At 34.8% G+C, this 26,952-nt stretch carries 26 protein-coding genes, 1 tRNA gene and 1 pseudogene; 23 read left to right on the top strand and 5 right to left on the bottom strand.

The features are described from left to right. The first annotated feature begins 115 nt into the window (after nucleotides 1-115). The 8 genes from BALOs_RS13585 (at nucleotide 116) to BALOs_RS13550 (ending at nucleotide 12,748) form a co-directional block, all read left to right on the top strand. Nucleotides 116-4,603 (top strand): AAA domain-containing protein, encoded by a 4,488-nt coding sequence (locus BALOs_RS13585; RefSeq protein ID WP_120405492.1) that lies wholly within the window; start codon nucleotides 116-118, stop codon nucleotides 4,601-4,603. A gap of 22 nt (nucleotides 4,604-4,625) precedes the next feature. After that, complete coding sequence (locus tag BALOs_RS13580; protein WP_162929702.1) at nucleotides 4,626-5,711, top strand: dsDNA nuclease domain-containing protein; 1,086 nt, start codon at nucleotides 4,626-4,628, stop codon at nucleotides 5,709-5,711. A 50-nt stretch (nucleotides 5,712-5,761) separates the two neighbouring features. Next, complete coding sequence (locus tag BALOs_RS13575) at nucleotides 5,762-7,447, top strand: hypothetical protein (RefSeq protein ID WP_120405490.1); 1,686 nt, start codon at nucleotides 5,762-5,764, stop codon at nucleotides 7,445-7,447. 1,324 nt (nucleotides 7,448-8,771) lie between these two features. Then, a complete protein-coding gene (locus tag BALOs_RS13570) occupies nucleotides 8,772-9,056 on the top strand; it encodes a recombinase family protein (protein WP_120405489.1) in 285 nt (94 codons plus the stop codon). A 31-nt stretch (nucleotides 9,057-9,087) separates the two neighbouring features. After that, nucleotides 9,088-9,540 (top strand): ATP-binding protein, encoded by a 453-nt coding sequence (locus BALOs_RS13565; protein WP_120405488.1) that lies wholly within the window; start codon nucleotides 9,088-9,090, stop codon nucleotides 9,538-9,540. A gap of 249 nt (nucleotides 9,541-9,789) precedes the next feature. After that, entirely contained in the window at nucleotides 9,790-10,374 is a 585-nt protein-coding gene (locus BALOs_RS13560; RefSeq protein ID WP_162929701.1) for a hypothetical protein, read from the top strand. A gap of 7 nt (nucleotides 10,375-10,381) precedes the next feature. After that, complete coding sequence (locus BALOs_RS13555) at nucleotides 10,382-11,998, top strand: hypothetical protein (protein WP_120405486.1); 1,617 nt, start codon at nucleotides 10,382-10,384, stop codon at nucleotides 11,996-11,998. A 27-nt stretch (nucleotides 11,999-12,025) separates the two neighbouring features. Then, nucleotides 12,026-12,748: a hypothetical protein gene (locus BALOs_RS13550; protein ID WP_120405485.1), complete on the top strand. Its 723-nt coding sequence runs from the start codon at nucleotides 12,026-12,028 to the stop codon at nucleotides 12,746-12,748. Nucleotides 12,749-12,774: 26 nt separating this feature from the next. On the opposite strand, the gene BALOs_RS13545 is transcribed toward BALOs_RS13550, so the two are convergent. Beyond that, nucleotides 12,775-13,476, bottom strand: coding sequence for a potassium channel family protein (locus tag BALOs_RS13545; protein WP_120405484.1), 702 nt, complete (start codon nucleotides 13,474-13,476; stop codon nucleotides 12,775-12,777). Beyond that, nucleotides 13,476-13,823, bottom strand: a complete 348-nt coding sequence (locus BALOs_RS13540) for an ASCH domain-containing protein (RefSeq protein ID WP_120405483.1) — start codon at nucleotides 13,821-13,823, stop codon at nucleotides 13,476-13,478. Before BALOs_RS13540 ends, BALOs_RS13545 begins: the two co-directional genes overlap by 1 nt. A gap of 165 nt (nucleotides 13,824-13,988) precedes the next feature. On the opposite strand from BALOs_RS13540, the gene BALOs_RS13535 reads away from it, so the two are divergent. The 3 genes from BALOs_RS13535 to BALOs_RS13525 all read left to right on the top strand — a co-directional run bounded on the left by BALOs_RS13535 (nucleotide 13,989) and on the right by BALOs_RS13525 (nucleotide 16,390). Continuing rightward, the gene (locus BALOs_RS13535) at nucleotides 13,989-14,393 is read left to right on the top strand and encodes an ASCH domain-containing protein (protein WP_120405482.1); all 405 of its coding nucleotides are present in this window, start codon (nucleotides 13,989-13,991) and stop codon (nucleotides 14,391-14,393) included. Between the two features lie 17 nt (nucleotides 14,394-14,410). Then, nucleotides 14,411-15,919, top strand: coding sequence for a GNAT family N-acetyltransferase (locus tag BALOs_RS13530; RefSeq protein ID WP_120405481.1), 1,509 nt, complete (start codon nucleotides 14,411-14,413; stop codon nucleotides 15,917-15,919). Between the two features lie 75 nt (nucleotides 15,920-15,994). Next, the gene (locus BALOs_RS13525; protein WP_120405480.1) at nucleotides 15,995-16,390 is read left to right on the top strand and encodes a hypothetical protein; all 396 of its coding nucleotides are present in this window, start codon (nucleotides 15,995-15,997) and stop codon (nucleotides 16,388-16,390) included. A 283-nt stretch (nucleotides 16,391-16,673) separates the two neighbouring features. Here the strand turns inward: BALOs_RS13525 and BALOs_RS13520 are convergent, their stop codons facing one another. Next, the gene (locus BALOs_RS13520; RefSeq protein ID WP_120405479.1) at nucleotides 16,674-16,877 is read right to left on the bottom strand and encodes a CopG family transcriptional regulator; all 204 of its coding nucleotides are present in this window, start codon (nucleotides 16,875-16,877) and stop codon (nucleotides 16,674-16,676) included. A 100-nt stretch (nucleotides 16,878-16,977) separates the two neighbouring features. On the opposite strand from BALOs_RS13520, the gene BALOs_RS13515 reads away from it, so the two are divergent. The 10 genes and pseudogenes from BALOs_RS13515 to BALOs_RS15575 form a co-directional block, all read left to right on the top strand. Beyond that, nucleotides 16,978-17,589 (top strand): recombinase family protein, encoded by a 612-nt coding sequence (locus BALOs_RS13515; protein ID WP_120405478.1) that lies wholly within the window; start codon nucleotides 16,978-16,980, stop codon nucleotides 17,587-17,589. Nucleotides 17,590-17,641: 52 nt separating this feature from the next. Next, complete coding sequence (locus tag BALOs_RS13510) at nucleotides 17,642-17,935, top strand: helix-turn-helix transcriptional regulator (RefSeq protein ID WP_162929700.1); 294 nt, start codon at nucleotides 17,642-17,644, stop codon at nucleotides 17,933-17,935. A gap of 35 nt (nucleotides 17,936-17,970) precedes the next feature. Then, a complete protein-coding gene (locus tag BALOs_RS13505) occupies nucleotides 17,971-18,348 on the top strand; it encodes a hypothetical protein (RefSeq protein WP_120405476.1) in 378 nt (125 codons plus the stop codon). Next, nucleotides 18,314-19,186, top strand: a complete 873-nt coding sequence (locus tag BALOs_RS13500; RefSeq protein ID WP_162929699.1) for a hypothetical protein — start codon at nucleotides 18,314-18,316, stop codon at nucleotides 19,184-19,186. The genes BALOs_RS13505 and BALOs_RS13500 overlap by 35 nt, the downstream gene beginning before the upstream one ends. Before the next feature lie 107 nt (nucleotides 19,187-19,293). After that, nucleotides 19,294-20,316, top strand: coding sequence for a helix-turn-helix domain-containing protein (locus tag BALOs_RS13495; protein WP_120405474.1), 1,023 nt, complete (start codon nucleotides 19,294-19,296; stop codon nucleotides 20,314-20,316). Between the two features lie 80 nt (nucleotides 20,317-20,396). Further along, complete coding sequence (locus BALOs_RS13490; protein ID WP_120405473.1) at nucleotides 20,397-21,659, top strand: hypothetical protein; 1,263 nt, start codon at nucleotides 20,397-20,399, stop codon at nucleotides 21,657-21,659. 2 nt (nucleotides 21,660-21,661) lie between these two features. Further along, entirely contained in the window at nucleotides 21,662-22,186 is a 525-nt protein-coding gene (locus tag BALOs_RS13485; protein WP_162929698.1) for a hypothetical protein, read from the top strand. An 8-nt stretch (nucleotides 22,187-22,194) separates the two neighbouring features. Beyond that, nucleotides 22,195-22,398 carry a hypothetical protein gene (locus BALOs_RS13480; protein ID WP_120405471.1) on the top strand — a complete coding sequence of 68 codons (204 nt, stop codon included), beginning with the start codon at nucleotides 22,195-22,197 and terminating at the stop codon, nucleotides 22,396-22,398. 75 nt (nucleotides 22,399-22,473) lie between these two features. Further along, the gene (locus tag BALOs_RS13475; protein WP_120405470.1) at nucleotides 22,474-22,728 is read left to right on the top strand and encodes a hypothetical protein; all 255 of its coding nucleotides are present in this window, start codon (nucleotides 22,474-22,476) and stop codon (nucleotides 22,726-22,728) included. Continuing rightward, nucleotides 22,709-23,551: pseudogene (locus BALOs_RS15575) on the top strand (recombinase family protein); the annotation flags it as partial. The gene BALOs_RS13475 and the pseudogene BALOs_RS15575, both read left to right, overlap by 20 nt. 699 nt (nucleotides 23,552-24,250) lie before the next feature. Here BALOs_RS15575 and BALOs_RS13465 read toward each other — a convergent pair. Beyond that, nucleotides 24,251-24,326: transfer RNA gene (locus tag BALOs_RS13465), tRNA-His, on the bottom strand. 162 nt (nucleotides 24,327-24,488) lie between these two features. On the opposite strand from BALOs_RS13465, the gene BALOs_RS13460 reads away from it, so the two are divergent. Together BALOs_RS13460 and BALOs_RS13455 are read left to right on the top strand one after the other, a co-directional pair. Further along, on the top strand, nucleotides 24,489-25,091 hold the full coding sequence (locus BALOs_RS13460; RefSeq protein ID WP_114705722.1) for a hypothetical protein: 603 nt from the start codon (nucleotides 24,489-24,491) through the stop codon (nucleotides 25,089-25,091). Between the two features lie 66 nt (nucleotides 25,092-25,157). Continuing rightward, on the top strand, nucleotides 25,158-25,892 hold the full coding sequence (locus BALOs_RS13455) for an HAD family hydrolase (RefSeq protein ID WP_162929697.1): 735 nt from the start codon (nucleotides 25,158-25,160) through the stop codon (nucleotides 25,890-25,892). Here the strand turns inward: BALOs_RS13455 and BALOs_RS13450 are convergent. After that, complete coding sequence (locus tag BALOs_RS13450; protein WP_120405468.1) at nucleotides 25,867-26,940, bottom strand: RluA family pseudouridine synthase; 1,074 nt, start codon at nucleotides 26,938-26,940, stop codon at nucleotides 25,867-25,869. The two genes, BALOs_RS13455 and BALOs_RS13450, sit on opposite strands and share 26 nt — an antisense overlap. Nucleotides 26,941-26,952 lie beyond the last annotated feature (12 nt).

The raw sequence follows: 26,952 nt of genomic DNA, 5'->3' as shown, positions 1-26,952 counted from the left end.
ATGCTCTTAAAAAAGGTGACGTATTCTCTCTGTTAAAAAAACTTAATTCAAGAAAAACCATTTAAATCCGAGGAGTTAGTTATAATTTTAATATTTTACACGTGTAAGAAAAGTAATGTCCGAGAAACTAAAAGAAGCCAAACGCAGACTTGCGGGGCTAATGACCTACATCAAAGAAGTTCGTACAAGATTAAACACTCCTGTTTTTAGTGTGGCCGAGTATGATTGGCGTCAATACTTTAAAGACCTACCTAATCACCCTTACGTTGAAGTATTCAAGTTAGAAGAAGAAGGCGATCTTGTATTAAGAATTAAAAAACCAAAAGAGACCCACTGTCCTCCATTGCCTGAAGAGCTTGAAGGTTGGGTTCGTCCAAGTTGGAGGAAGGTAAGTGGTGAGTTATATGTTGTGGAGTCGAGAAACTTTGAGGGAGAGGGGGAAGACGGAGAAGTTAAAACTGTTTTTTTCAACGAAGATGAGTCTAGGGTTAAAGCTCTCGAAACTTGGAAAGTAAAAAGAGAAGAGTGGGTAAAAGCAGAAATGCCTAATGAACAAGTGCGTAAACTATTCGCTCGATTTTTTGAACTTGAAGCCAAGATAGATAAGGACTCAGATTTATACCAGTTGTTTCTGGGTGACGGCTTTTTCAAATTTAATCATCCTGACATAGGAGTGATAGACCATCCATTGATATTCAAAGAACTGTCTATCAACTTTATTACAAGCAAAGATGAGCCAGTATTTGAGATTTCATCTACTGACTCTGGAACACAAGTCAATACAGAGTTATTGAGATATATTGGTGTAAACGGAAAGCACCTCGCTGAATATCGCCAAAAAGTAGAAAATGAACTTATAGACCCACAAGAAGCAAGTGGAACAACTGGCTTTCTTAATACCGTTATTCACAAATCATGGGAAGATGGTCAATTCTTCGATGATGAGAACTTCAAGCATGATGGTCCTGCAATCTATAGGTCACAAATACTCTTTCTTGGAAAGAAGCAAGACAGAGTCTTAGATCAGATTGATAACTATATTAGTTCGATAAATGATGGAGATAAAATTTCGGGAGTCTTTTCAAACATTATTGGACTGTCAGACTTAAATTCAGAGAACACAGATTTTGGAAGCCCACCTCCATTTCCTGGTCAGGAAACTTCCATAAATACTCAGAAACCTAAAGTAGAATATTTTTTGACGAAGGAAGCAAATCCTGAGCAAAAAAGAATTATCGAGGTCTTAGAAAATAAAGGCCAGGTTGGAGTTCAAGGTCCTCCTGGTACAGGAAAGAGTCATACTATTGCTAACTTGATTGGTCATCTCTTATCCAAAGGTAAGACCATCCTTGTTACTTCTTACACAAGTAAAGCCTTAAATGTAATTCGAGATAAGGTTGTGGATGAATTGAGGCCTTTATGCGTAAGTGCTTTAGATAACTCTAGGGAAAGCAAAAAGCAGCTAGAAAGCTCGATAAACTTCATCGATGAGATGTTATCTCGCAAAAACATTGAACAGCTAGACCGTGAAATAAATGACTTTAAGTCTAAAAAAGAAAAGCTAGAAGGCGAAATAAGCAAACTTAAAAAACAACTTTATGAAGCGATTAACAGTGAATATAGAGAATTTTTAATTGGAGAAAAGAGCTTTCTACCCGCAGACGCTTCTCGATACTTAGAGGCAAACAAGGATGATGGTTGGATATCAGGCTCAGTTAAGGGAGACTTATCACCAATAGAAGATCAGCAATTCATAACAAGTTGCAAAGAGCTATTCAGTGTATCATTTGAAGATCAAGAAGAGATTTTAAAGGGCCTTCCTGATAGTGGTTCGCTTATTCCGCCTGATCGTTTTGAGTCTTACCGTAAAAATTTCGATCTCAATAACTCTCAGGAGAAGATTACTCATAGAAAAATATTTGCTAGTGAAAATGTTGAAGTAAACCTTTTGTTTGAGACAGTTTCCTTAATTGAGGACTTAATCAGCAAGGTGAAAAATGCTGAAACATGGCAAAGAGATATTGCAGAGAACAGTCTTAGAGGTCAGGAAAATATTAAAATATATGAAGAATATATAGAAACCTATTCTGAGAGAACCGAAAATTTCAGATCGAGAGTTCATCTCATACAAAAATATAAACCTTCAGTTGATGAACATAGTGATTACAAAAGTCTTATTACCGTTCTGGAAAATATGAATGAGGATAAAACTAAAAAAGCGAAGTTTAGTATGTGGACTACGTTATTTAGTTCAGAGCTAAAATTTTTAAGGGGGAACTGTACAGTCAAAGGCAAAGAGCCTAAGACAAGTGATGAGTTCAAGAGTATTGAGTATTTCATCCGCAATGTAGTTGATAGGACTGTTTTATGTGAAGAATGGGAACATACTTTTGGAAATGAGTCACTTGATCTTCAGAATGAAAAAGAGCCAGAACTAATCATAGATAGAAATATAAAGCATATAGAATATTGGATGAACTTTAGCTCAGAGTTAGGCAAAGTAATTCAAAAGTTAAAAGAGTTAGCAGTTAAATGGCCTACGGACAAACATGACGAAATATTTTCTAATGAAAGCTCAGATCATAGGTATTTAAATACTGTTATCACAGAGCTAATAGAGACTATCTATCCTGGTTTGATTTCAATGAAGGAAAAGTTAGAGCTGGTGAATGATAATGCTCTTATTCAGTCCTCTATAAAGGTCTTACGAGCAGAAAGCTTAAAGTCCAATATCGCTGAGAGATTGAGGATTAACTTGGATTCAAAAAATCATGAGGAATATAAATCAGATTTCAAGGAACTTTTAAGGTTAGAGGTTCAAAAGAGAAAAGTTGATAGCTCAAATCAATCACTGTCTTCCTTAAAAACCCAAGCTCCTGTTTTTTATCAAGAGATTTTGGATAGGAATATTGAGGTGTCTAATAATATTTCGTTAGAAAAGGCTTGGCTATATAATCGAATTGAATTTGAACTAGATAAGCTTGGAGAGAGTGACCCCGACTCATTACAGAAATCAATTTATCATAAAGAGACACTACTAAAGAAATTAAATGAAAGTTATATCGAGTCATTGGTGTGGCGAAATCAGCTACAGCGAAATGGTATTGCAGAAAGACAAGCATTAAATGGATGGCTAAACCTACAGAAAAAAATCACGAAGTCAGGCAAGGGTGTTGTTGATGACATTCTAAAGAAGGAAGCTAGAACACTACTTAAAAAATGTAAAAGTGCTATTCCTGTGTGGATTATGCCTATCTCAAGATTGTTGGATAACTTCACTCTTGGGCAGACAATGTTTGATGTAATAATTGTAGATGAAGCATCACAAGCTGATATGACAAATATGATTAGCTTTGCTTTTGCAGAAAAGATCGTTGTTGTTGGTGATGATAAGCAAGTTAGTCCACCTGGAATTGTAAGAGATAAGCTTGGTCTTCAAAGTTTAATTGATGAATACCTAGAAGGAATACCCAATAAAAGAAACTATGATTTAAAGCATAGTCTTTATGACATTGCTTGTGAGTCATTTGGTCAACCGATTAGATTAGAAGAACACTTTAGATGTGTTCCTGAGATCATACAATTCTGTAACCATTTATCTTATGATGGTAAAATTAAAATATTAAGAGAGTCTAGCTCTAACCCTACGCCACCTCCTGTTTTACCACTCAGAGTTCAAGGTGAAGTTGAAAATGACATCAATGACCCTGAAGCAAGACAAATTGTTTGTTTAATTCAAGCTATGATTGAGCATCCTTCTTATAGAGATGCAACCTTTGGAGTAATTTCCTTAAAGGGGCAGAAGCAACACGTTCATATTGATAGACTTCTTAGAGAGAGACTTGGTGAACATTTATACCATGAGAAGAATATTCTATGTGGAAAAGCTCCTCAATTTCAAGGCGACGAAAGAGAAGTGATGTTACTTTCTATGGTTGATGTTGCAGGAGAAGGTCCTCTCAGGATGACCAATGCGGATGGGGATAAACAAAAAGAATATAACGTAGCAGTAAGTAGAGCTAAAAACCAATTATGGGTAGTTCACTCTTTTGATATAGAAAAAGATTTAAAGCAGGGTGACATTAGGCTTCGCTTGATAAATCATGCCATTTCTCCAAACGAAATTGTCGATCAATTAAAAATAGATGCTCAAAAAGCGGACTCACCTTTTGAGGAAATGGTTCATAAGGACCTAAGGCAAAAGGAAGTTGATTTCGTTCCTCAATATGAAATTGGTAGCTTCAGAATTGATATAGTTGTGTTCAACAAACATGGAGATCGTATTGCTATTGAATGTGACGGAGATAAGTACCACACGTCTGCGGAAGCTGTAAAAAATGACCTAGAAAGGCAAGCAATCCTTGAGAGACTTGGCCTTAAATTCATTAGGATAAGAGGAAGCGATTACTTTAGGAGAAAAGAAACTACGATGGAGAAAGTCTTTGAAAGGCTTATGGAGCTTGAAGTCGAGTTTGGTACTAAAGCCAAGAGTGAAGATACTTTTAAAGATACAGATATTAGCAATGAGATAAAAAGAAAAGCGGAAGAAATAAAGGTTAAATGGGAAGAGGAAGAGTCTGAAGATGAGGAACTTGCTAGTTAAGAGTAAGTTCAATGGAGAGAATTTGAAAAACCTTGATTCAATATTAAAATCTATGTTGCAGGTTAAGTCACCTGCCAAGCTCGCAGGTGCTAGAGCTTCTAATAGATTGAGTTGGCAAGCCTGTGAGTCTTTGGCAATTATCTTTAATGAATTTGATAATTGCGATGATTTTATAGCAATTTTTGATTACCTAGAAGACTTCATTCTTTACTTGAAATCAAATAGTAGTTTTGAAGGTAATTATTACCAAATGAAGACAGGTAGTAACCAGTGGACAATAGACGCTCTTATCAAGGAAGAAAAAGAAAGTGGTTCGATATTGTCTAAAATGTTTGAGATTGGAGATAAATTTAAAGCTAAAGAATTAGAGTTTGTATCCAATAAGAAATTAAAAGCTCGAAAAACCTCCGATGGAAAAGTAGTTTCAAATGAAACATTAAAGTTCAGTGATTTACATAATGATGAGTCAATAAAAATAACTAACCATCTTTCAGGAAAAGGTATTAATGACTTGTCTCAAATAACTTCATCAAGACTATCAATGCTTCCCATAAAAGTTACGGATAGAGATGAAAGTTTAAAAGGAAAAATGGTCTCGTTTGTCGATTCAAAATATCCAAAGTCTAAATATTCCCCACTAACTTTATTTTTGTCATTAACGAATGAAGTAGAAAGAAGATTGAAGTATGAAGATGAGCTAAAGGATGTTGATGAGCTAAAAGAAGAAAAGTGCTTAAATAAAGAGCAATTCAAATCTGTAATTGAGTCAAGCTTGAATTATGAAACATTAGAAAAACTAATTGATAGAATAGAGTCTCAGCTACAATCTGAAGATAAAGACTTCAGCACTATCAGGCCGATTAAATCTGGGATTAGAAGAATTAACAACTTGCGAATTGCCAGGCCGCACTATTTCGGATTACTATTAAAGAGTGTTTCCCAGTTAATTCAAGCAGTTGGTACAAAAGAAGCAACTTTATATGACCAAGCCGAAGATTGTTTTAAAACAATAAAGGCTGACAAAGACATTATTGAAAAAATCGGAGTGCTTTGTATGAATGAAGATGAGTTGTTTGCGATGGTGATATATGAAATCTTTGAAAGTTAAGAAGAAAGGGAAACTAAAAAATTTAGTTATAAATAGGCGTAATTTAAAAAATGAAAAGGTTACAAGTAAAAGCTCTTTGGCTACTTTCTTTGAAAGAAAGAAAGGGTCTAGAGACAACATTCTCCCTGAAGAAAAACCTGATAAAGGGAGCTAATGATGTTGGTAAATCACATTTAATAAAAAGCTTATTCTATTCGTTAGGGGCTGAAGTAAAGTTTGACTCAGAATGGATTGAGGCAGGAGTTAAAACTCTTGTTGAGTTTGTTGTAAATGATGTGAATTATACACTTTATCGAGATGGAAGCCTGTTTGCATTATTTGATAGTGACAACAATCTAATTTTAAAAACTACCTCCATAACCAATGATCTATCTCCAAAACTCGCAGAGATATTCGACTTTCATCTTTATTTGGCGGGGCAAAATGGACAGTCTTCTTTAGCTACGCCCGCATTCTTGTTTTTACCTTTTTATATTGATCAGGATAAGGGATGGGGAAAGAGTTTTAGTTCCTTTGAAAATTTACAACAATTCAGAGCCTTCAGAGTTCCAACTATCGAATACCATACAGGTATTAGGCCGAAAGAATATTATAAACTGAGCATTGAAAAAAGTAGGTTGTCTTTAGAGAGAGATACTCTTGAAAGAGAAATACAGCTTCTTGACTCAACTTGGCTTGAACAAAGAAGAAAGCAGAAAGAGTCGGGAGACTTGGAGGTTAATGTTGATGATTTCAAGAAAGATATTGAAGAATTACTAGAAAGACTAAATAGGCTTAAAGAGAACCAACAAAAATATAAGTGGAACATTCTAAAACTTAATGAGCTGAAGGTTGTGTATCAGCATCAATTAGCTGAACTGAGGGACGGTATTAAAGGCAGAGATTCCGACCTAGACTTTCTAAAAACAGCTCCTAAGCATATTGAGTGCCCTCTTTGTAAAACAGAGTTTGAAAATGAGTTTGAAAATAGATTAGAAGTGGCCGCTGATATTGGTGACCTAAAGGGTTACGAAAGTGAACTTTTACAACAATATACTGATATTGAGAGAAAAATTAACTTAGAGAAAGATAAGGTTGAAGACATCGAAATCCTATCAAATGAGCTGGAAAAAATTCTTTCGGAAAAAAAGAAGAAGGTCCTGTTTCAAGACTATGTAAAATATGAGGGGCGGAAAGAGTTCATAAAGGAACTGCAATCGACAATACATGATAAAAAAGAAACTCAAGCTGAAAAGATTCAAAATATTAAAGATATAACCAAAGAGATGAAGCAGTACGAGGATAAGAAGAGAATTAGCGAAATTAAGAATGACTTTTTTATGAAAATGAAGAGCTCACTAAATTTCCTAGATGTTAAAATGAAAGAGGATTATTACAAAGACCCTGCTTCAAATAAGTTGGATAAATCTGGGAGTGATAAGCCGAGAGCCTTGTTAGCTTATTACTTTAGTATAATGAGTTTAATTAGAAAGTATTCAACTACTTCATTTTGTCCGTTGATTATTGATTCTCCAAATCAACAAGATCAAGACGAGGTCAATTCTCCTAAAATGATTGAATTTATTTTGAATAACTGCGAGCAAGATGACCAACTTATTCTTGGTGCGGTTGACGTTCATGGTGTTGAGTTTGATGGTAAAATAATTGAACCTAAAGAAAAACATTCACTTTTATCCAAAGATGAGTTTGAAAAAACCGTTAAGAAATTTGATACTTTCACATCTCTTTTAGATTAGTGCAATCGTCTGCATCCAGCTAACCTCTCGATTTTAATTCCGTTTACTTGTGAACATTATACTTTTATAAAATAGTTAAATGGATACGAGGAACATTCGTGCAAGCGATTGCATTTGTCGAAAGAGGTCATCACGACCATCAAAAAGTGTAGCAAGGAAATATGGAAAGCTCAGGCGAGGAAGTAACTATGTTCAAAGGTATCTCTGCAAATTATGTGGAAGAACATTCACTCCTCGGCCAAGAAAAGAAAAAAAACAAAAGCGTGGTCGTCCTCTTTCGGTAATAAATAAACCCAAAAATCAATTCAAGACTTATGAGGATTATTGTCTGGTTCAGATTGTGGCCAAAATGTCGAAAGTTTCTGGTTGGGACTTCGAGTAATCGTTCCAGGTGCCTTTTCGTTGGCTATGCGTAAGAGAATTAGATTGAATTATTCATCTATGTTTGTATGAAATTCAAATATAATCCCCGCATAATAAAACCTATAACTAATAATATAGAAAAAGAGATCAAGGGATCATACCAATATAAGTCTCTTTTACGATGATAGCTTCTGAAACTCTCATTTCTTCCGCTCAATATCCATCTTATATAGTTTCCTATTATATATAATATTTTTATTAGGTAGTACTTTAGAGAATGTCTCATTTATATCAATCCTCTCTATTAACACAGCTAATTTCTTGTAACTATAATAAAGCAATAGTAGATAACTAAACCAATGATAACAGTTACGGATACAGAGATAAAAATATCGTACCATTTTTTCTCATTACGAGAATGGAAATGACTGAAGGATTCTCTTCGATCTGAAAATATCCACCTTATGAATGAGCCTAAGTAATACAATGTATTCGCAAAAACTTCGTATAAGATGTCTGTGAAAAACTCTCTCATTTGTTAATTATATACTAAATTCAGATTATATTTAGATATTGAGTTGTTCTTTAGATTTTTGAAATAAGTTATTGTTCTTATAAAGGTTTTGAAATAATGCAGAGCTGGTGACCCCGCTTTGCGGCCATCGTGGCCTCGCGGGGGACCCTCATCGTGAGGGCCACCCACGACTTTGTCGTTGCTACAAAACCCAATCATTCATCCACAAATAAAAAAAGCCCCCTCGGATGAGGGGGCTTTTTTTAATGGGGTCATCAACATCCCGTTAATCAAGAATATCGTCCACCTTCTGAAATATCTAATATCATTGACTTTTTTCATGAACCTGAAGTCTTATCTAGGGATTTCCTCTATCAAAAATATGTCGTAGAAGGCCTCAGTTGTGCCGAAATTTCGAGGTCTGTGGCGTCCTCTCGAACTACCATTATGAAGCGTCTAAAGGAATGTGACATAGAGCTACGACCAGTGGGGTCAAATCAAAAAAGAAAGAGAGGGCTTGGGTATGGAGAAAGGGTTGAGAAGCGAAATGTCATTGAACATAAGAGAGAGTCTGAGGCCATAAGGAAAATGATTGAACTAAGAGATAAGGGATATAGCTATCGAAAGATTGCTGAGATTTTGAATACGATGAAGGTCCCTACAAAGACAGGAAAAGGTGGGTGGCATGGGAAGACCGTTTATCAAATTATCGCCAAAAGGAATATCTCTTAAATTGTTATCAGCTTATTAGAAAGGAGTATGTATGGATACTAAATCTAGTGTGTCTGTAAATTGGAACAAATCCGTTGAAACTACACTAAATCTTTTAGTCGATAAGGAAGCTTCATATCAGATTGTTACTATATATGGAGCAACTGGTACTGGTAAAACTGAACTTCTGAGAAAAGTCATAAATGAAGCTGAAGTTCTTAAAGTTTATGACTCAGTATATGTTTATGACTGGGATGATGGCTTAAATTTGGATTATGGCCAATGTAAGAGAATATCTTTATTCGATTATGAATGTAGTAAAGAGGACGAGATACTATTTGTGATAGAAGATGCTTCTGATTTGACAGTAAAGAGTCACAGTGAGCTTTTAGTATCTATTCAGAAGCAACTTTTAAATAAAGAAAAAAGTAGAGTCCTCGCTACATCTCAGCGGTCCATTTTGAATCTTTTTCGAGGTGTACAAGAAAAAGAGCTTTATCTTTGACTCAGTTATCCATGCTATTAAATGTAATTAGTGCTTAGAGGCACATAAATACGCTCTCTATAAATATGGAAGGCTTTAATTGAATATCTATAGTCGTAGAAATTGAAGAGTTTAATGAATAATTTAAAAGCTCGTGTAAGCGATTGCATTAATGGGTCCTTAAAACACATTCCCTTAGGTAGTGAAGTGAAAAAAATGTCACTATATCAATACCCTTTTGTCATTTTGAAAGCATGATATGATTTTATAATGAAATTATGTTTATGTTTGATTATGTTTGCCCTTATGGGGTGTGCTGTATTCACTGAGCAGTTATGGACTAGATACCCAATGAAAGTTCAACCTGACCATTCTTGTTTAATGGGTAGTGGAGAGTCTGGTATATCTTACTACCTGTGGGAATGTTATGAGGGAAAGAGAACACTCATTTATAACAGTGGTTCTGGGCTATATTGGAATTCTAATCATAGAGTTGTAGGAGAATGTGGTTCTAAGACAATGTTTGAAATAGAGCATGATTTGAAAATAGAAAAGAAGGAAGGTTGTTATGAGAAATTTCCTCTTCCATATATCGCAACAAGTAAGAGGCTTAAGAATGTTAGCTTGGTGAAGGAGAATCAGTTAAATGGTTGTGACTTTATCGGTCTATTTTCTTCTTATCAAACATCTAGGTCGGATGCAATTGAGGACTTAGAAAAGCAACTTTCATCTATCCAAGCCCACGCATATACTAAACCAATATTTGATGAAGGTATTGTTAATGAGGATAAATGGGTCACTAAAGGATTCGTTTGTTACTCTTGGAATAAGCTTCTATCAAGGTCGAATAGGTAAATAAGAAATGATTCGCTCAAAAGATAAAACGATAGTAAAGGAATATGAGTTTGGTTTAACAACTGGAAATCTCATAATTGCACTGGTTATATTTGGAGGAGTAACGCTACTACTTGGCTATATTACGATTACTCAGCCTGATTGGATAAAGGGATTATTGACTCTTTTATCCTTTGGTTTTTGTATAGCTCTCTATTTAAATAATAGATTTAAAAGAAAGATTGTTGTCTATGATGATTCAATTTTATTACCCATAGGATTATGGAGTCATAAAAGTAAATTGATTAAGTTAGAAGACCTTGAGGATGATATTGAGTCGAATGTAAATGGTATCCCTCTTATACATTTCAAAATCAGAGGTGAGAAAAAAGCTATCACTATTCAACAAACTCACATGGATGAAGTCGAATTCTTTGAGCTTCAAGAGTGGCTTTTAAGTAAATTAAAATCACGGACCTATGTAGATGATAAATTAACTAAGGGTAAGCCCAAAGCAATGGCGAAAGTGTGGACAGGTGTGGCCATCTTATTTATGCCACTAATGATTTTCATAAGTCAGTATGTTTCTGGAAACCTTGAAGAAGCAGAAGACTACTTAAGGTTTTGCGGGTTAATAATTGTACTATTCTTAATTATTTATTTAAGTAGTAAAGTTCAACAAAAGCATCTTGAAGAAAAGAAACAGGTCGTGAAAAAATTAGCTGCCCCTGAGAATAGAAAGAAAAGAAATATCTGGGCATCTGTTATATATGGCTTAGGTGGTATTTCATTTATTGGTGCTATGTTTGTCTTGAGGACTACATCTACAGATGGAATCATGACTCTTTTGCCTTTTGTATACTACTCATTACTACTAACTGTTTGCTGTGTTTACACTCTTCATTTGTGTCTTCCTAAAGTAGAAGAGATTATTGGAAAAACTGGAATGTATGTTGGATATACATTTACAGGAATGTTTATGTTCATGACACTGATATTTGTTTTAGGGCATCTAAATATTAAGCTAGATTCTTCTACAGGAGTTGAACGAATATCTACACTCGCAGGCGAATTTACAAATCGAAAAGGAAGAGCAAAGACTTGCTTTCATTTGGCTCATTGGGAAACAGGTGAGGAATTTAAAGAAGGGTCTTTCTGTAACGATAAGTATCCACGTTTAAAAGAAGATGATGAGGTGAGCTATATTTCATACAACGGCTATTTTGATATTCCATGGGTAAGTGATATTAAATTCCTTAGGTATGAGACTCCTATTAATTATCTTAGGTCTTTAGATGATTTTTCAAAGCTAAGATATTTCGATGTGAAAATGTTAATTAACTTAAAAGGAAACGACTTCTGGAAGTCCCAAAGCCTAGTTTGGGATTCAGAGTGTAGTTCCAATAATTGGGATAGCTGTAGATTTATGGGCTATCTTTCTAGTAGTAAAGAAAATAAACAAAGTGCAATGGGATACTTTAGAAGAGGCTGTGATAATCAAGACTTCTATAATTGTTATAATGCTTTTCTAATGGATAGAGGAAATCCTGATACTAAAGAGTATGCTTTGAGGAATACAAAGAAGCTTTGCAGTAACACAGAGTCTAAAGAACTTAAAACGCTCTGTGAGTATATGGCAAAGTGATAACATAGTTAATAATAAAGAGATATTATGGACAATAGTTTATTAGTAAATACTTTACGTTCTTCTTCTTTAGCAACCTTGCTTGTATTTTTTCTTTTGTGGTTATGTAAAAAGAAAATAATAGGTTGGTTTGAGAAGGATGTAAGTAAGGATATTGAAAGATACAAGCATGAACTTGATACAAAGAAGGAATTAATCAAACATGACCTAAGTGTTGAGATAAGTAAGGTTAGATATCACTCCGAAAGTATTCAGGAAATCTACCCTGAACTATATCAATCATTGGTTATAAGTGAAGGTTCTATGTCTTACTTCTTTTATAGTTATTATTCACAGGATTGGAATTCTATTTCTGAGAGTGAGCTAGAAAAAGTGTTGAAATCAAAAGAAATTCAAGAAGCTGAAATAGAACGCCTTGTAAGCTTAGTTAAAACTCAATCCAGTGATAGGAGTAATGAGATAAAGCAGGCTTTAAATGTTAAGTATCTGTATGATGTTGAAGAAACAATAACGAAGTCAAAAAACTATTTCTTACTTAAAAGACTCTTTGTCTCATCTAACATAGAGAGACAAGTAAGTGCTATATATAAAAAAAAGTGGAGTGTCTGGGCTGGACTTGAAACTTGGTATCTGTTTGGGAAATCTACATCTGGTGTAAAGTTTAGTGATTTAAAAAAAGAGTATAACGAAATATCAGAAATGGTGAGAGAGCTAGAAGAAATAATGAAAAATGAATTATTTCCTTCATAGTATTTATGGGTATTTAACCTAAGGATTTATGTAACTGATATTCTTTTTATAAAAATAGACATCAGATTACTTGTCGAAGAAATAATTAGGCCAATTAAAATTAGGCTTAAAATAGTTTGATGCTTAATTAAATCCCTTACCCTGTTTGTTAGCGGGGTTATGTCACCATATCCTGTAGTTGTCGAAGTTACTACACTAAAGTAGTTGAAATCAGCTCGTTCAAGAAGAGTATTTTTTGTCTTTCTCGTGTACTTTGAAAAATCTAATGATAGTTCAGTTAATGACTTTTTAGATTCATTTACGCTTTGTTTCGCTATTTCAATTAATGCGTCTAGGTTGTTTCGTCCTTGGATTTTTACTTCTCCTGTTACTGATTTTTTCATCGTAAGTATGAAATCATTAGGGAGATTTGTATCAAGATTGTTCAAGAGGTTTGGGTCTTTTGTGTCGAGAGCAAGCTTGTAATTTGATAATAATCTATTGGTAGCAACATCGTCTTTAAAGTCTTTTTCTTTGTTTATAATTTTATTTGTTAGTTCTGTTATTTTTCTTTCATAGTATTTCTTTTTATTTTCAATAATTTTATCGCTAATAATAAAGCCTGAGTTATCAGAGAGGTACTCATTATGATATTTTTCAGCAAAGTAGTTTATTTGTGCATAATAAAGAAATGTTAGAAATAAGGTGATTATAAATGTTGTAGCTAATTCATTTCTTAGATATTTCACTATGCGTTGTTCCTGTTTTTTAAGAGTTCAATCCCAATTTTGAGGTATCCGTATTTCTTTTCCTTTTCCTCTGAATAGAAACCAAGGCCAGATTGGATAACTTCTTTTTTATTTTTCCAGTGTGGGCCACCGTACTCAAGGGGGGTATCTTCTACTAGTGAGGCGAAGTCAGGGTACTTGTGTAGACTTGTGATTTTGACGGTAATTTTTTTATCTAAATTTGGAAGTAAGGAGAATTCAATAAAGTCCCCAATGGAGAGAAGTTGTCTCTTTGGGTCATTAAGCCTTATCTCAATGAGTTTCTTTTCGCTCTCGATTAACTCGAATGGAAATGAATATAACTTCATGCTGTGAGTTGTCATTCTGTACCAATTAATTAAATTACCTAATACTGACAAGTACCCGAAATTTGGGCCGAAGGCAATTTTTTTACATTTAGTGCTGGGCCTTTACTTTAAATTCAGGTAGTTATAAAATATAGAGTAGAAACGGAACTTTCTAGGGAATGAATTATGGAAAATTCAAAAAAAGAAATTTTGCTAAGTGTTAAGCCTCAGTACGCTAACTTGTTGGTGGACGGGATAAAAACTATCGAGCTTAGAAAGAAGTTTCCAATGGACTTAGAAAATGGAACTAAGGTCTATGTATACTCAAGCTTTCCACAGAAAATGGTTATTGGTGAGGTCTTGGTCGAAAAGGTAGAGAAGTTATCCATTGAAGACCTATGGCGAGAATCAGCAACTAAGGCTATGATTTCGTGGACTGATTTCAAAAAATACTATTCTTCTCATGAAGAGGGGTATGCTATTCATGTCTCAAGTGCAAAAAGATATGAGAAGCCAATTATGTTAGCTGAGGTTCACTCTAATGTTACTCAAGCACCTCAATCGTATAGATACTTGCCTGTTTCTGCTTAAGTCAATACTATTGATTTGTGGAATCTAAAGTTAATTGTCTAATTGATACGAATATCCTAATTCAGTTTGAAGAAGCTGATAAACAAACAGGTGTTTTAAGACAACCATTCACAGAAGTGTTTCAACTATGTCAGAAGTATGGTGTTACCTTACTACATCATCCCGCATCTGAGGAAGACATTGATAGAGATAAGGACTTAACTAGAAGGAAGCTTACTCATTCCTCTAGGGACAAGTACCCTGCTCTAGAAAATCCTCCTACTGTTAACATTAAAGAACTTGAAAGAATTTTTGGTGGAATTAGAAATGAAAATGACCGAGTTGATTGTCTAATTTTATATGCCCTTTATAGAAATTGTGCCGATTTTATTATTACTGAGGATGGTGGACTTCATAAGCGAGGAGCAAGTGCTGGCCTTAGGGAAAGAATATTTTCAATAAGTGAATTCAAGACTTGGCTATTAAGGAATTATGAACCTCAAAAGGTAGAGTTACCTCATGTTCAAGATTTGTTCCTTTATAACATTGATAAAGATGACCCAATATTTGATTCGCTAAAAGAAACTTATACTCATGGAGACGGCTTTGAAAAATGGTACAACAAATGCTGTACTCAGCGACGAAAAGCATGGGTTATCTACGGTGAAGAAAGTGATATAGCAGGTATCTGTATATATAACTTAGACAGTGAATATAAGGACCGTATCCCTGAACTCGGCGAGAAAGCTTTAAAGCTATGTACTTTCAAAATATCTGAGAACCATAGAGGCACTAAACTTGGTGAGCTCATATTAAAAACAGCTTTATTATATGCTGTAGAAAATGAAATAACATCCTTGTGGCTTACGGCGTTTGGTGGCCAACAAGTACACTTAACTCACTTCTTAGCTGATTTTGGATTTGTGGTAGCTGATATTCAACATCAAGGAAAGGAGGATATTTTATATAAAGTATTCTGTGCTCCCGATGATGTGCCTTCAATGAATCCAATAGAGTTTCATAAGCTTTATTGGCCTGATTGTTATGAGTCAGAAGAAATCAATAAGTATATAATACCAATTATTCCTGAATATCATGATGTTTTATTTCCTGAATTATGTCCTCAGCAAGATGTACAGCTTCCTCTGTTTGAAGATTTAAAAGACAGTAAGATACCGGGCAATACAATTAAGAAGGTATATCTATGTCATTCTCCGACACGAAATATTCCAGAGGGGTCTTTGATATTATTTTATAGGTCACAAGATGAAAAGAATCTGACAACTCTAGGTATTGTTGAGAAGGTTCATGTCATTAATAACTTTACTGATATGATAAGAATTATTGGTAAAAGGTCTGTGTATAGCTTAGATGAAGTGCAAGCAATGTTAGCCAAGGATACTGTCGTTATAGAGTTTAGATTTATTAGGCATCTAAAAGAGAAAGTTACATATTCTAGTTTATTAGCAGACGAAGTTTTAAAAGGTCCACCGATTTCAATTACTCAAATATCTAATGAGTCTTATGTGAAAATTAAAGATTGGTAAATCTCTCACATCCTAAATTAAATATATTAAGACTACTTCCGATAGGAGCTAAACTATTAGAGGAGAGGAGTATAGATGTTTAATATCTTTAAAAAGAGAACTACCGACTTAGTTAAGTCATGGAATCAGATTTATACAAGGGAAGTTATCACTAATCCAAACTTATCAGAGAAAGATAGAGAAGACATAATCCGTTATGTTTCTAATAATACAAAAGAAATCACTGTGGTTTTAAGTAGTATCGTTGAGGGAGCAAGATTAAAGAATGGAGATAAAATATCTAAAGACCTATTCAATTCAATTCTTGATTGGATACATTCGTTAGTGTGGCAGTCTATTGTTAATGGTGTGATGACTGGAAAGAACTTTAGAGTGAGTTACGATGAAGTGTTTGAGATATATAAATATACACAAGAAAATCCCGAAGAAGCATTAAAGAGATATAAAGAAATAACAGGTCGTGATGATTAGTGAATAATTAATTATGCGTGTCATGCGTATTGATATTGATACAAGCGCAAAATACCTTTTTGAAATAGTTGTAATCTATAACGGTAGATATTTAGTAATCCAATGAGTTGGCTTTGTTAATTTTTTTCAGTTTTGTTCGATTTAACATCAAAAACGATTAGATTTGACCACAAAATTGGTGCAAATAGAAAAACAAGTATAAGAATTAGGCTCTTTTTAAACGTTGAAACAGTCACTTAGCTCAATTTCTGGAAGCACCTGCCTCACCTAAATTGAGCTTGAACTAATCTTGAGCGTCCAAAAATTCTTTAAGAATGTGTCTAATTAAGTCAGATGACTTTATTCCCTGCTCCTCAGAAAACACCTCAAGTCTTTCCTTAAGAGATTCAGGTAATCTGAGTGAGATTGGTACTGTCTCTTCATTTGGAGTGGGGATAGTGTATTTCACAGGTTTTATATTAGGGCCTTTGCCTTGTTTTTTTGCCATTAGTTACCTCATTTCCTTAAATGCTATAACTGTTTCTAGCCAATTACAAATAAATTACACGGTGATTACAAAATAATTACGCATGATGCTATAGTGAAGTATGAAGAAACGAATTGTAGCACTGTACTGTAGAACATCGACTGCTCATCAAGAAAAGGGGTTAGAGTCTCAAGAAAGGGCATTAGTTAAATATTGTGAGAGCAATGGAATAAGCAACTATAAGCTGTTCTCTGACTTCAACTACTCAGGAAGGCTAAGCTCAAGACCTGAATTTGATAAAATGATTCAACTTGTCTTAGATGAGAAGGTTGAAATGATTATCACTCCAAATCTAAGTCGTGTATCACGCTCTCTTAAGTCATTACTTGAAACAATGGAGCTACTCCAAAATTATAATGTTGAATTTTTAAGCCTATCAGAATCCTTTAAGATTAATTCAATGCATGGAAGGCTTATGATTTCCATACTTGCAGCAGTTAGTGAGATGGAGGTAGCAATGCTCGCTGAAAAAACGAGGATTGGCCTAATGAATGCTCGTGCAAAAGGTGTTCGACTAGGAAGAGAACCTAGTATTGATAGAGACGCTGTAATTGCAATGGCCGAAAAAGGTCTTTCTATGAGGGAGATTGCCAAAATTCAGAAGTGTTCACCAAGTTCTGTCTGTAGAATTTTAAAGAAACATAGGGAAAGCCTTAAGCCTCGTGAGGTTTAAGATTAACCTTTGAAGGTATTACCTTATGTCTCTTAAAACCCGATTAAATAGCATGAATTTACTGCTAAGAGAAAATCTCAGAAAAATACTCGCTGATTTAGATTGGTCAGTTCCTAAACTTGCTAAAGAAACAGGTGTACCTTCTTCAACTATTCAAAATTGGATGGAGGGGAAACCTGCAAAAGATATCACACAGGTTAAGTGTGTTGCAGAGTGCTTAGGGGTGACCGTTGATGAGCTATGCTTCAGTGAGACTGTTCCTGAGGTTAAGAATCCACTTAATCAGTTTGAAGATGAAATCAACGCAGGTGTCTTTGAGGTCATACTAAGAAGAGTAAAACGCTAGTGCAAACGCTTGCATCGTTAATTAGAGGGGGAAGTATGAATAGTGTAGAAACAATGGGAGTAGCTTGGCTAAAGCTTGTTGTAACAGTTGAATACCTACTTGTTACATATTTTCTTCTTGGGATAGATAATTGGTGGGGCCTAGGTCTTACTTTAGTCTTAACAACAATCATCATTAATATTAAGTCACTATACATAATGTCTATCCTTGGATGGTGTGGGTACTTAACCTTTACCGTGGCCAAGGGAGTTCATTCCTCTGGTGGTTGGGGAGCATCTATTGTTGTTGGAGGAATTGTCTTAGTTATCAGTCTTGCTATTCACGCAGGGGCATTTTTAGATTTAGAAGAACCAAAGAATAAAACGAAGGAAAGAAGTGATGATGAAGATATCAAGTCCGATGAAGTTGCTTAAGCTATTTGTTCTTATAGGTTTACTTACAAGTTGTGCTTCAGGTCCTACAGTTGATAGGAAATCTTATCAAACTTATCTTGAGGTTATTAATAATCTACGATTCGGAGAGTTTCATAAAGCGAAAGAAATACTAGATGAGAGTCCAATTCAAACTTTTGAGTTTTTTGTTAAATACTCAACTCGCAAGCCGATTTACTTTGCAAATATTTCAAAACAAGACTTAAAAAATGGAATTGATAAGATTGAAGAGAGTCTTGATAAGTGCGAAGGAAATAAGAAGTGCTTTGAGAAGCTTAGAGTTGATGGATTTGGACTATCTCAAATACTTTACCATTCCGAATTTAAGAATATATCAGTATTTGATGGTGATGTTTTAGTCACAGTATCTGGAAAGAAGCGTCGAGAGGATAACCTAAACACACTCATTGATAGCTATATCGGAAATAATAAAGAGAGATTTGCTAAGATTCAGCAAACTAAAAGAGATAAAGTATATCGAAAAGAACAGGATAGGCTCGATAAGCAGTATGCCAATGACACTTTTAAAAAGTGCTTAACAAGTTATTCACTAGAAAAAGAAAAAAGAAACGAACAGGTGATTCATAGAAACTATGGGATATCTTCTCAGACTAGAGCTTGGAAAAGAAATCCTGAGCTTTATAAGAGAGCTTATCGAATAGAGGTTCAAAATTCAAAAACACTACAAGAGCATCTAACAGAGGCTTTAAGAAAACAGAGTAAAGTTGTCAGTTCTAAAGAATGCTCTATTTATCAAAAAGAGTATAGCGATAATCATGGTTCATACCTTAGAAGACTTCGTAACGAATATGATTTTTAAATCTTACAAGATTTAAGATACTTAGAAGTTGTCCGATAAGTTCAATAAAGGCCCGTCTTTGAAATGTCTTCAAGACGAAGGTATATGGAACAGCTCTAGACAGACAAATGACTTTATCTAGGAAAGAAATTGAAGAAATTTTTATTTTAAAGAAGTCTGAGAAATTATCTATCTCTGAGATATCTAGACGTACAGGTCGTAGTAGAACAACTATTTCTAATATTCTTAATGAAAAGCATCCCACATTCAGTAAATTTGAAAGCCGAAAAATATATACAGATGATAAATTAAGAAGCTTCCTAGTAAATGTTTATAGAGAGGAAGTTTACTTTAATAAGAAACTCAACACATCTGATATATACAGAAAAGCCAAAGAGAAAATCGAATACACTGATACTGAAAGAAACTTTCGGAAAGTTACAGAGGACTTTCGTGAAATGTGTAAATCAATCGATGAAAAAGAATTTCTACAGGGGCTGTTTGGTGAAAAGGTTCCTCTCATCAATTTGTCTTCATGGCAAGATACAACGCTAAAAGCATTAAAAAATACTAAGAATATTACTAAGTATATACCTGACATACAAAACATAAAGTTTCTTTCACTAATTAAAGATGATGAAATTGTATTTTTACTAAATAAGTTTGAGGCTGTTGTTAGAAATCAAAACCCTGACGAAATGTTTACTATAGATATGGCCATTATTGGAAGTCTGACGGAAGAAATTGGACGAAGAAAAGGAATGAAGTCTAATTCGTATTTTTTTGATGAAATTGTGAACTTATTTTTGAACAATCTAATTGAGCTAGAGCAGTATGAATATATTAGTAAAGTTACGAATGAGGACAAATATACCTTTGTTAACTCATTGATTATAAAGTACTTTTTTGAAGATATCATAGTTCCATGTGGGAATGGATTCGTTGCAAGATATTTTGGAACAGAATTGATACCTTTGAAATATATAAAAGATTATCCGAAAGTAAAAACATGTCCATTTTTAAAGAAGGATGGAACTTGTGGTTCTGGCAAATTATGCGAAAACACAAATAGAGTGAAGAAATTTTTCTCTAGGCATAACAAATCTCTTGAGGATGACTTTTCTTTAAGTACTAAAAGATTGAAGCTTTAACAATCTGACCCATCGATAAGAATTATCAATTTGTGAAAATGTACATAAGTTCCTCCATGTAATTAAGTGTGGAGAAGGATATGTCAGAAGTCTCAGTCGAGTTGGATTGGTTTGAAGGTTATATTGATGATATAGAACTTAGTGAAGTTGTAACAGTAAAACGTGGGCGTAGAGTTTTTGCAAAGACTACTTCTATATATAACGAAAATTATCTTTCTCTGGATAGAAACCTTTATGCAATAGATTCACTTTTGCCTCGTTCGTTTGGTTATAACGAAGCGACTGGTCGCTTGAAGATTGCTCTTTCATCAAGCTCGTGCCGTACATCTTCACCAGATGAAGGATTCACTCACTTAAATTTTGAAAGCCAGATAGAAAGTTTTAATAACAAGAATGATTTCCTAATTCTTAATTCTGAAAAATTGAAAAGTTGTAAATTAAAAGTTGCAGAGATAAAGGTCGATGTCAGTATTGAAAAAATCGAAGAAGAGCTTGGGGTGGATATAGATTTACTTCCCAGAGTACTTGCTCATGGTTCCTTGATGCAGTTTAAGACACCTGTACTAAGAGGTAACGGAGTTCAGTATTCAAATAACTCACATTCAAGGGTTCCATACAATAAGAAAAAACAAATTGAAGAAAATTCTAAGCTAAGAGCAATCTATGAAGAGGAAGGCATAAAAATACCTAATATTCATAGAGAGGATATAAGAATAAAAACTGTGGACAAATGCAAAGCTGTCTTTGGTGAAGGCGAATCATTTCTACGTTCTGCTTTGTATATACCAAAAATGGTAGATGTTGTTTTACCATATTTTGAACAAGCAAAAATTAAGACAAATTTTGATGGAAGTATCGTGCCAAACTTTGAAGATAAAGTTATGTCTTTTGCATCTTTTGTTGAGTTAAGTGGTGGCTTTAGCAAGGCAATTACTAATAAGGGTTATATGTCAATTCTATCTGAATATGGAAGTATAGATATTGCACGTAATTCTCTGGAAAGACTCTCTGAGATACTCAAATCTAAAGGTACGGGAGATAAGTCATTCTATAGATGGATGTCTAAATTGGTTGAAGTTTCAACATTAAATTCATTTGTAGAGAGTGGTGCTAATTACAAGAAAATATTTGAAATGTATCACCATCTTATCGTTCGGGAGCTTAAAGATGTACGCAGTAAATATATCAACAAGGAAATAGTGTCATTATCTGATACTCACAATCTTAATCTAACCTCAGAGGAATTTTATGATGCAAGCGACTGCATCAACTGGATGAATGCAAACGATAGTTTGCTTTCTCATTGTAAGGACAATACCACCCCCAAAGGAATAGTGCGATGAATATGGATGAGTTATTTGAGATTCTATTTGCTGAACAGCTAATAGATATGAATAAGAAGGGGGATGGTTATTGTCCATGTTGTAACGAAAGGATGGCCCGAGAGAAAGTTAGGTTATCTTCCAGTTTCAATCTAATTGATATATTGAATTCTCGCTTCAAGGTTAAAAAATCTAGTTATTGTAACTTATGTACATTTCACTTTTGTTTGATAACAAGTTTTGAGATTCCTGAAGGTGAATTAATTAATCTTAAAAGCTTTCTCACTGCTTATACAATTTCAATGAAGAAAGAATTAGGTGAGTTTCTTGAAGGGGGGGAACTAGAATGCCTCGATGTAATCCCCTTTGAGAACTTTGAAAATTTAGAGAGGCGTAACGAGTTATTGAGTTTGTATTGTCATGTGTTCAATAACGTATATGACATTCATGCTTCAGGTAAGAGGTTATGGAGATTAAATACAAAACACTGGCATGAAATAACAAATTGGATTGGAACGAGGTTCCATCGCTACTATCAGCTAAAATAGGAGGACTTATGAGAAGTGAAATGAATGAAGGGGCTATACCTGAAGGGTATTATGCTCATGCGAAAAATGAGATTAATGAAGGAGCATTGTTAGAAATTAAAGAAATTGTAGATGACTATTTCTTTAAAGGTGCTTGGGGAGAGTTGAAGGTGATTTTTAAAGATGGTGCAGTTTGTTCTGTTATTCAGTCAGTAACAAAGAAGATTAATTAAATAAGTTTAATGTGATTCAGTATAAGCGTTGAGTAGGAAGAACCACCTTCGCTTTCTTTTTAGGAGAAAGAAAGTATGCAGATGAAGGTGTGTAGTAATAAAGAATGTAAGTCAAAGGGGCAGGCCTTAGAACTATCAAGTTTTCATAAAAAAGGTGCTCACGAATTAAGTTCAAGATGTAAAAATTGTGTGAACGAACAAAAACGTCAAAAGAGAATTAAGGATAAAAGAAAGATTAGAGTCGATTTCCATGTTCAATCAGGGAATGTGGATTCTATTTCTTTTGTTAGTGGATTAAGGGGAGTCATTGATGAATGTAACGAAGGATAAGAAGTTTTTAAGATGTGTCATTTATTGTCGTACTTCAGATGTAGAGACAATGAGCAAGGACCATAATTCAACCGAGCAACAAAGAAATATTTGTTTGAGTTTAGCTAAGGGAAAAAGTCTTTCTACTGGTATCGAGCATAGAGTAGTTTATGACCTAACAGAAGCAAAGGCTGTAAGTGGAGCATCAAGAGAAAGGGCTAACTACAAAAAACTAATTAAGTTAATTAAGAGAGGGAAGGTTGACGTTATCTTTGCAAAGGAGCTTTCTAGATTAACTCGAAATATCTCAGACTTCTTAGAGTTACTCAAATTATGTAAGAAGCATAATGTTTGTATCTACATGAATGGATTGTATTTTGAACCGGGCGACATCTTCTCTGAAATGATTGTTCAAATCATGGCTGTTGTTGCTCAATTTGAAAGAAGTCTCATTATCGAGAGGACAAGGACCTCTATTCGTTCGAGAGTTCTGAATAATGCAATTATACATGGTGGTAATGTAATTCTTGGGTTCGATAAAGTGGAAGGTAAAACAGGTGTTTGGAAGATAAATAAAAGAGAACAAAAAATTATTCTTCACGTCATGGAGATATTCTTAAACAGTTCTACTTATGCACAAGCCGTTAGAGAGATAAGAACATTTGGATACAAGTCTAAAACAAATAGAGATTTTGATAGAGAGTACCTAACTAGGCTTCTTAAGAATAAGAAATACATTGGTAAGCTTAAGGTTCCTCAAGACAAAAATGACGATAGTCCATCTGAGTATGTTGACCTTCCAACAGGTCCAGTTGTTCCAGTTGAATTGTTTGAGCAGGTACAAAAAAAGATAAAAAGCATTGAGGAGTCAGGTAACTCAAATCGTAGAGGGAAGAATCGGGTTTATCCTTTGTCGGGCTTAGTTAGGTCTGAATCTGGAAATGTTTATACGGGAGCAATGGGGGGAAAGAAAATCTATTACCAAGCAACTAAAGACGATGCACGTTTAGATGCAGAAGCCTTGGAAAATGCTGTAATCAATTCTTTTAGAAAATTTGAAGATGATAAAGAGATGGCCTCTCTAATGAGAGAAGCTGTTAATAAGAAAAGCGAGAAGCTTGAGTTAGTTGATTCTAGTATTATTGATATTCAAACTGAGATTGATGAATTAGAAGGTGAGCTAAAAGGGCTTATAACAAGTCTTGCTCATATTGGTGACTCAGGTGCAGTTAAAGAAGTTGTCAAAACTTTATCAGAAGAAATGAATAAAGTGACAGCAAGAAAGAATGAGCTAGAAAGTCGATTAGAGGGACTTCAAGCCAAGAGAGATGACATTCGTTCTGAGTCGTTAGCTTGTAAGCCACTGAAGGAGATTATGAAATATGTGTTCAATAAGCTTCAGAGGGCCAGTAATGAAGTTAAAAAAGCTGTTTTTAATAATCTTATTGAAGAGATTAGAGTTTTAAAGGGAAATAAGGTTGAAATTGTATGGAAACCAGAGGTTTGTGGTAGAGGAGGACCATTTTTCGATTTAGGGGAAAAATGGGGTGACCGATGGGGCTCGAACCCACGACAACCAGAATCACAATCTGGCGCTCTACCAACTGAACTACGGTCACCATAAGAATGTGGAATTATTTATAATTGATTAGGCCTTATGAGTCAACCTGTAATTCTTTTGTGTGTAAGGATTGTGCGAAGTGTCTTAGGAATTCCTTGCATATAGTTAGGACAAGGCATTAAAATGATTAAAGAGTTTACTAAAAACTAGGAAGGAATATATGAAAAAGGCGTTTCTATCATTAATGATGCTGTCACAAGCTTCAATCTTCGCTTACGGGATCGGACAATCGACAATGCCAATGCTAAGCGGATCAAAGACAATTGCTACAGAACTTACTGGAATTACATCAGATAAGGGTGGAATGGGGATGCAAGTTCGCTACACTCATAAATTAGACGAGAAATTAATCGTAGATGGTGGTCTAGGAATTTCTGGTGGTGATCGTTCACAAAGACTATTTGTTGGTGCGGACTATGAGCTGTATCCAGATTATATGCAACAACCTCGTGTTTCTGTAAAAGGGATGATTGAGCGTTCTACTGAGTTTGATGAAGGTGTTACAAAGCTTTCAATTGCTCCAACAGTAACGAAGGGATTCTCTTTTTGGGGTAAGGAAGCGTATCCATATGCTTCAATTCCTCTAGGACTATCACTAAATGGTGATACTCAGAGATATGAAACAACAATGAGTCTTAACACGGGGATTAACGGACAATTACCAATTGAAGGCTTCAAGCACCTAAACGGTACAATGGAAGTTCAAGTTGGCCTAAAGGATTCATTTACAGCTTTCTTAGCTGGTGTTTCTTTTCCTCTATAATTACTTACAAAAATTTTATATAAGAAAGGGCGGCTTAATGGCCGCCTTTTTTACATGAGGCATTCGATGACAACTCCAAAGATTATACTTTCAGACTTTGACGGTACACTAACTCACCATACAGAAATGAGCAGTGAGCTTTTTGATATTTTAAATCTTGCTGAGAGTAAAAAGATCCCATTTGTTATCGTAACAGGCCGAAGTATCTCTTGGGCACATTTTCTAATCACTCACTTTTCAACACTACCTATCGTTATCTCAGAAGGCGGAGGAGCTCTTAGTTGGCGTGATAAGAATGGACTTATTCAAAATGAATTCTTAGTTCCAGAAAGTGAGCTTGCAAAGCTTGAAGCTTTTTGTGTAAAGCTTAAAGAGAAGTATCCTAATTTAAATTTAACAAGTGATTCTTTAGGGCGAGTATCTGATCGCGCGATTGAATTATGTGATCTTGAAGATGAGAAATTTAAAAATGAAATTTGTCACCTTATGGATGAAGAGGGGATTAATTACTCAACATCTAATGTTCACTTAAACTTTTGGTGTGGAAACCTATCAAAGGCAAATGCAACAAAGGTTCTCTTTAATAAGTTCTTTTCACATCTAAATATGGAAGAAGAATCTATCTACTTTGGTGATAGTCTAAATGATCAATCAATGTTTGATAAGGTTAAGACTTCAATTGGTGTTTCTAATATTGATGCAGTTATGGATCGCTTAAGTGTAAAACCACACATTATTTTAAAGGGAAAAGAAAACGCTGGGCCAAGTGGTGTTCTTAATTACCTGAAAAATAATCTCTAGCTTTATCTTTAACAGTTTTTTCAATCTCATCTACTGGTGTTGAAAAACGCTCTTTAATTAGCGGGATGAAGTCCTTTGGAAGTGATGAGATATACATGCGATCTTCACCCTTGTAGTGAAGCTTTAGGCCGATGGCATGGAGGCAGTGACGATTGTGCTCCATCTGATCAAATTCTTCTGGTGCTGCCAAGTTATCTTTAAAGCGTTGAAACATTTCAAATGAACCAAGATAAAGCTTATCACCTAATAGTGGCAAGCCTCTAAGCATTGCGTGAACACGGATTTGATGCTGGCGTCCAGTTTGAGGAAAGGCCAGTCCAAGTACATAATCACCTTCTTTAAAAAGAATTTTAAAGTCAGTATAGGCATGCTTTCCTTCATGAGAGTCCACGGGAAAGGAATCGATATAAACTCGCTTTAATCCTTCTTCACTAGCTCCAAGTCTTTCATCTGAAAAGAATTCTTGTGCTCCATTGTAATCTTCATTTGCTTTTGCAATAAAGAAGTAGCACTTCTTAACGCGATCATGGATAAATTCTTCACCCATTAGGTTTGCTATCTGTGGATCTTTTCCAAGCATCATTACACCTGATGTTTCACGATCAAGTCTGTGAATTGAGTGGATGGTTTTCTCATACTTTTCTTCAAACATTACTGTGGCACAGTAAAAGAGGTGGCGGCCAGTTGGGTGACAGGCCATATATGGAGGCTTATTCATGACAATAAGCTCCTTGTCTTCAAAAATTATTTCAGGCTTTTCATCGAGCTCAATAAGTTCACCACGCCAATATTCATCTTCTTGAGTTGTTCTTGTGATTCGAAAAAAGATTTTTTCTTTATAGTGGAGAGTCGTTGATGGCCTAGGCTTTCCTGGACGATCAATGATTTGAACATCACCGGCCTTGATTCTCTTTTTCACTTCTTGGCGAGACCACGTTTCAAGATAGATCTGCATAAATTGATCCAACCTCATCCCTTGATGAGTTTCTTCAACGTAATACGTCACCTCATAGACTTGAGTCGTGAATTTCTTATTTAAGATGGCCATGTTTATCTAAGT

It is taken from the genome of Halobacteriovorax sp. BALOs_7 (assembly GCF_003612895.1).
Taxonomy (GTDB): domain Bacteria; phylum Bdellovibrionota; class Bacteriovoracia; order Bacteriovoracales; family Bacteriovoracaceae; genus Halobacteriovorax_A; species Halobacteriovorax_A vibrionivorans.
This window is presented reverse-complemented; position numbering and strand designations above follow the sequence as displayed.